Raw genomic sequence first — 5,833 nt, 5'->3', positions numbered from 1 at the left:
AGGAACAGTAACAGTAAGTGGATATTATACAACTTATACTACTAGCAATATAACAGGGACTGGAACAGGTGTTGTATTAACTGAAACTGTAAACAGTCTTGCTGAATATGCATATTATATTGAGAATGGTGCTACAAACACTGCTTATATAGGAATTCAATTAGCTCCAACAGTTGGTGGAGTATATGTTACAGATTCCATAGCCGGAACAGTAACAGTAGGTCCATCAGGATCTGCAATAGTGGTGCCATCTAAATATGCTAATAATGCTAGATTAAGTTATTCAGGAACAGATTTATCAGTAACTGTTTCCTTTGTTGGAAGAGCATAGTGTTTTAAAGGCATAATTTAAATAATATGTTTGCGTGTAGTTTTAAGCTACACGCTCCTTAAAGGTGGGGATATGGAAAATGAAAAGAGAAAAAACTGTTAGTGTTTGCATGATAGTGAAGAATGAAGAGCGGTTTTTAGGAAAATGTCTTGAAAGTGTTAGGGATTTAGTAGATGAAATTATAGTAGTAGATACTGGTTCAAAAGATAAAACTGTAGAAATTGCAGAAAGCTTTGGTGCAAAAATTTATTATTATCAATGGGATAATAATTTTGCTAATGCTAGGAATTTTTCATTGTCTAAAGCAACTAAAGATTGGATTTTAATACTTGACGGTGATGATGAATTTGAAAGAGAAGATGGCGAATTATTTACAACTATAGTTAATAGTTCAAAAAATGATGGGCATTTTTTTAAAACTTTAAGTTTAAACTCAGAAGCAGATTTAAAAAATTATACTTGTAATTTAAATTTAAGACTTATAAGAAATACAGGGGAATATGAATATGTAGGCGCAATACATGAACAATTAACAAATAAAGTAAAGCCTATGGATTATGGAAGATTTCCATTAGAGGAAGTTAGAATATATCATAGGGGATATATAGCTTCAGTTGTACAGGAGCAAAATAAACGAGAACGTAATATGACTATAATAAGAGAAGAACTTAAAAAGGATCCATTTAGTGGATTTGTTAATTTTAATATGGGAAATGAATATTTTGCATTAGGCAATGTAGAAAAAGCTTTGGAACATTTTAACACTGGGTATAAAGCTATGGATCCTTCTCAAGGATATGGAAATAAATTAATATTGAGGAGAATTTTAGCATTAGTTACTTTAAAAAGATATAATTTAGCATTAGAAGCAATAGAAGAAGGTATAAAACTTTTCCCTAATTTTACGGAGCTTGTATATTATAAAGCTGAAGTTTATGAAAAACAGAAAAAATATACTATGGCAATAAAAACTTATGAAAAAGCTATAGAACAAGGAGAATCACCTATATATCTAACATTTTTAAATGGTTGTGCTACATTTAGAGCTTATTATAATATTGCAGAAATATATTATAGTTTAGGTGATTATGAAGAAGCTATAATAAATTATAAAAAAGCTATTTTATGTGATAAATCTTTTTGGCCAGAATATACTGGATTAGCAAAGTCATATTTCAAAATATTAGGAGATGAAAAGGAAACAGTTGAAAAATTAAAAATTTATTTTGATTTAGAAAATAAAGGTGAAGTCATTATTTTATCAATGATATTAATGGAGGCTAAACTTTATAATGGGATTTTAGCAGAATTAAATGATAAGCTTAATGCAGTTGAGACGGATCAAAGTGTATTTGTTTTAGGAAAATGCTTATTTAATACTAAAGAATATATTAAATCTTATTATCAATTTATAAGGCTTCCAAAAGAGTCTCCATACTATGAGCTTGGTATTATATATATCATAATTATAAAAATATTAACTAATAAAGAGATATATGAAGAAGATTTCAATAAAATAACTAATGATGTAAAAAGAAAATCTATAATGATTATGAATTCAATAGCTAAAGATGAAGAAATAACAATAGATGATTTACCAGAAGAATATTTAAATGAAATAATTAATATATTGGACATAATATTATCAACTAATAAATTTCAGTTATTCGAAAAAATGCTTAATAGTTTAAACTATATAAACTCCAATAAGGTATTATTAGAATTAGCTAAGCTATACCATAGATATGGATATAATTCACTTGCAGTACAAGAAATTACAAGATCTTTTAAAGAATTTGAAGTTATAGATGAAGTAACATTAGATATTTTTTATAAAAATTTATTCATATAAATTTTAAATTTAAATAAGGAGTTTAATCTTATTAAATTCCTTATTTAATAAAATATTAGGGGTGTTGATATGGATAAAAATAATTTTTTAAAATTAAAAATTCCATGTGGTTTAGCAATAGTTAAAATAGAATCTTTTTTTAAAACAATATTTTATGAAGTATTATTGTTGTTGGAAGGATATGAATGTATAATTACTCCAAATATAAAAGTTGCATTTGCACAACAGACAAGTATTTTTATAACAAATGAAAGTGATACTTGCCAAGAATTTTTTGTTTATGTTAGTCCTGATGGGGAAAACTATATAATAAATGAACCTGTTATTTCTGTTCACCCAAATGAAACAGAAATTGTTGTTCCAAGGTACTACTCTAAATATATAAGAATTCAAGGAAAAAGTGATGGAGAGATAAAGTTTAGAATTCATATTCAACAACAGATAATTGGTTAGTATGATATAAAATTACAATTAGTTACTTTATTTATTAATTGTATTTAGAATTTATTAAACTAGTAGAAATGTAAAATAATCTATGATACCATAAAATAATAAAGAGTCGTAAATTTTTATAACAGTTGAGAGTAGGTGTTTATATGGCTAAAAGAGTAGGGACTAAAACCTTAGTAGAAAATAGAAAAGCTAGACATGACTATTTTGTTGAAGAAGGTATAGAAGCTGGAATTGTTCTTGTTGGTACAGAGGTGAAATCTATAAGGGCTGGAAAAGCAAATATAAAAGAAAGCTATGCTGAAATTAGAAACGGAGAAGTTTTTATAGTTGGAATGCATATAAGTCCGTATGAGCAAGGTAATATATTTAATGTTGATCCACTTAGAGAGAAAAAGCTGTTACTTCATAAAGAGCAAATAAGAAGACTTATAGGGTTACTTCAACAAGAAGGGCATACTTTAATTCCATTGGCACTGTATTTAAAAGATGGAAAGGTTAAAGTCAATTTAGGAATTTGTAAAGGTAAAAAGAGCTATGACAAGAGAGATTCTATGCTTGAAAAGGCTCACAAACGAGAAATTGATAGACAATTAAAAGAAAGATCTAGGTACTAGAAATAGATATGTCACACTTACAATATAATGAATCATTGTAGGTGACATATCTATTTTTTGTGAAATAAGTTTTTATTTTATGTGAATTAATAAGAAAAATATATCTTTATCGCCCCAACCTAGATCAAAAGGAACATGATATCTATCTACAGTATGTGAATTTATAAGAGGATAGCCTTTACTATCAAAACCTGTAACTATAGCATTATGATCTATATCATTTTTTTTAGAGTATGCAATTACATCTCCAAGTTCTAAAGAATCAATGAATTTTTTGCCAGTAGATTCATTAAATTTTAAACATTCTTCAAAGGATCCTTTTTTTATTAATGAACCTTTACCGCTATATAAAAGATAATTTTTAAAAGCATCTGCATTAACCCATGCAGGTGAATAATCTTTGTGAGTATGAGTTTTATTAGTAGTATACCAAGTATAATCTTGAGATAAATTACCACCTTCTATGTCGCCTAAACACTGAGATATAAAGTTAGTGCAATTTCCTCCTGAACCAGTAAAATTAATATATTTTTTATTGTACTTTTCAGGATTATTGCTCAAAGAAGGGACTCCACAGTATCTGTCGGAATATTCTACAGCTTTAAATTTATTATAATTTTTAGAAGAACTATTTGTATTAATACCATCATTATTTCTTATGTTTTCAAAGTTGAAAACTTTATCCTTAGGATTATCTAATGTTGTACCTTCGTAGCAACCGTCATATGATTTTAATGCATCTTCAAAACAATCTAAATACCACTCTTTAGAAATAGTATAATTATTATTTGATTTTTTTAAGTTCATCATATGAAACAAATTTACTCCAAATAAGTTTTCAGTTAAATTTATATCATCTTCATAAACATATTTAAAAATCCATTCTTCATCAACTCTAAAATTACAAGAGTCACTATTACAATTTAAATTTTTAAAATGACAATTTGATTGTATATCTGTAAATTTTATTCCACGTTCACCTGCCCAATCTCTAAGATATTTTATTCTACGTATCTCATGGTCAAGAGCATATTTACCATTATTTGATGATGTATCATAATTGTTTTTAACAAAACTTATATCACCATCTAGTATAGAATTATTTCTATTTTTAAAGTGTGTTTCTATGTAACTTTTTATATCATCATTAGAATCTAAAAGAGAATCAGCATAACAGGTACTACTTGAAAATATGTAGATTAAAAATACTATAAAGACTACATATGAAAATTTATTTTTAAATTTCATAGATAAAAATCTCCTTTTATGTAAGGCATAATCAAGTAAAGAATAAGATAATATTGCTATTGAATATGTTTTTAATCTTTTATTGTGAATTTCTTTTAATATGCCTAATTTATTATCATCAATAAAATTTGTATGTGGTTTCATTATAGTATTTGAAAGAAGTAAAGAATTTATTATTATTTATAAAAATTTAATAGTCTAAATAAAAAAAGAGACTAATTAAAAAATTAATCTCTTTTTTATTTTAAATATGTACTAAAAGCATTATCTATTTAAGTTAGGAAGAGTTTTAAGAAAAAATTCATTAAAGTTATTAACTTCATGAGTTGAAAGATTTGCTGTTATTTTTTCTTCCCATTGTCCGAATATAGTAACTAAATATTCCATCATATTAATAGAGTTTTTTGTAGGATATACTTTAAAGGCTCTGTTATCGTATTCATTAATAAGTTTGTCTACATATCCTAATGTTAAAAGTTTCTTAATAGTTTTTGTGGTAAGTGCTTTATCTACTTTTAAATGAGTGCTAATCTCATTTAAATTACATCCAGGATTATAATATATAAATAAAAGATAATTATATAATCCTGGTGTTAATTTAAAAGGTTTCAATTTTTCTTCACAGTATTTTTGAAAGTCTTTATAAAAAATAGATATATTAATACTTAATGTTTTTTCAGGCCATTTTGCTCCAGTTTGTGTAAACATAGTAATTCTCCTTTTACAACAATATTTACGTTGGATTAATTAATATAACAAGTGAAATTTAGTTACACATATTCAATTAAATAATAAATAAAGTTATTTGGTTTTACTTTATTTTATATGCTTTAAATGTGAATAGTGGTAATAAAAATATAAAGTTTTATAAGTGCAATATGTATAGTGTAAAGTATTTTTCACATTATACATATAAAAGTTAATGGTATTAATATTATAGAGAAACAAGCTCCAATTTAAATCTATTCAATAACTTTAAACTATTTTCATACAAGATTCAGTGTTGAATTCTAAGTGATTCAGAGCATGCCTCACTATTTTAGGTATCCAAGTTTTAAAATGAGTAATTTAAAAGGTCAACTTGAAACCCTATAATTCAAGCTTATTTAAAAATAAGAAAAGCAAAAATTAAATTAATATTGTCCATATTCAAGATTATTTTAACATATAGATAAGTGTTTTAATAGATTAAGTTTTAACTTAAGTATATTCAGTTAATTTATTTAAAAAATAAAAACTCATATATAAAGTATTAAAAAAAATTATAACAAACGAAATATAAATAAGGGAATATTTGGAGAGAGAAATAACTATAGTTAATTAAAATTTAAGTTT

At 25.3% G+C, this 5,833-nt stretch carries 6 protein-coding genes; 4 read left to right on the top strand and 2 right to left on the bottom strand.

Annotation, left to right across the window (positions count from 1 at the left end; translation table 11 throughout):
- The 4 genes from CSGHG_RS23565 to smpB form a co-directional block, all read left to right on the top strand.
- Positions 1–331, top strand: a 331-nt coding sequence (locus CSGHG_RS23565; protein WP_010293504.1) for a DUF6385 domain-containing protein, incomplete at its 5' end; no start/stop codon positions are given.
- Positions 332–410: 79 nt separating this feature from the next.
- Complete coding sequence (locus tag CSGHG_RS06145) at positions 411–2,183, top strand: glycosyltransferase (RefSeq protein WP_010293503.1); 1,773 nt, start codon at positions 411–413, stop codon at positions 2,181–2,183.
- Between the two features lie 69 nt (positions 2,184–2,252).
- The gene (locus CSGHG_RS06140; RefSeq protein ID WP_010293502.1) at positions 2,253–2,636 is read left to right on the top strand and encodes a DUF6385 domain-containing protein; all 384 of its coding nucleotides are present in this window, start codon (positions 2,253–2,255) and stop codon (positions 2,634–2,636) included.
- Between the two features lie 143 nt (positions 2,637–2,779).
- On the top strand, positions 2,780–3,250 hold the full coding sequence (smpB, locus tag CSGHG_RS06135; RefSeq protein ID WP_010293501.1) for an SsrA-binding protein SmpB: 471 nt from the start codon (positions 2,780–2,782) through the stop codon (positions 3,248–3,250).
- Between the two features lie 72 nt (positions 3,251–3,322).
- Here smpB and CSGHG_RS06130 read toward each other — a convergent pair whose 3' ends face one another.
- Complete coding sequence (locus CSGHG_RS06130; protein ID WP_010293500.1) at positions 3,323–4,498, bottom strand: amidase domain-containing protein; 1,176 nt, start codon at positions 4,496–4,498, stop codon at positions 3,323–3,325.
- 264 nt (positions 4,499–4,762) lie between these two features.
- Positions 4,763–5,206 carry a MarR family winged helix-turn-helix transcriptional regulator gene (locus CSGHG_RS20020; RefSeq protein WP_010293499.1) on the bottom strand — a complete coding sequence of 148 codons (444 nt, stop codon included), beginning with the start codon at positions 5,204–5,206 and terminating at the stop codon, positions 4,763–4,765.
- Positions 5,207–5,833: the final 627 nt, after the last annotated feature.

Origin of the sequence: Clostridium senegalense JC122 (assembly GCF_000285575.1) — a bacterium.
GTDB lineage: Bacteria > Bacillota > Clostridia > Clostridiales > Clostridiaceae > Clostridium_J > Clostridium_J senegalense.
This window is presented reverse-complemented; position numbering and strand designations above follow the sequence as displayed.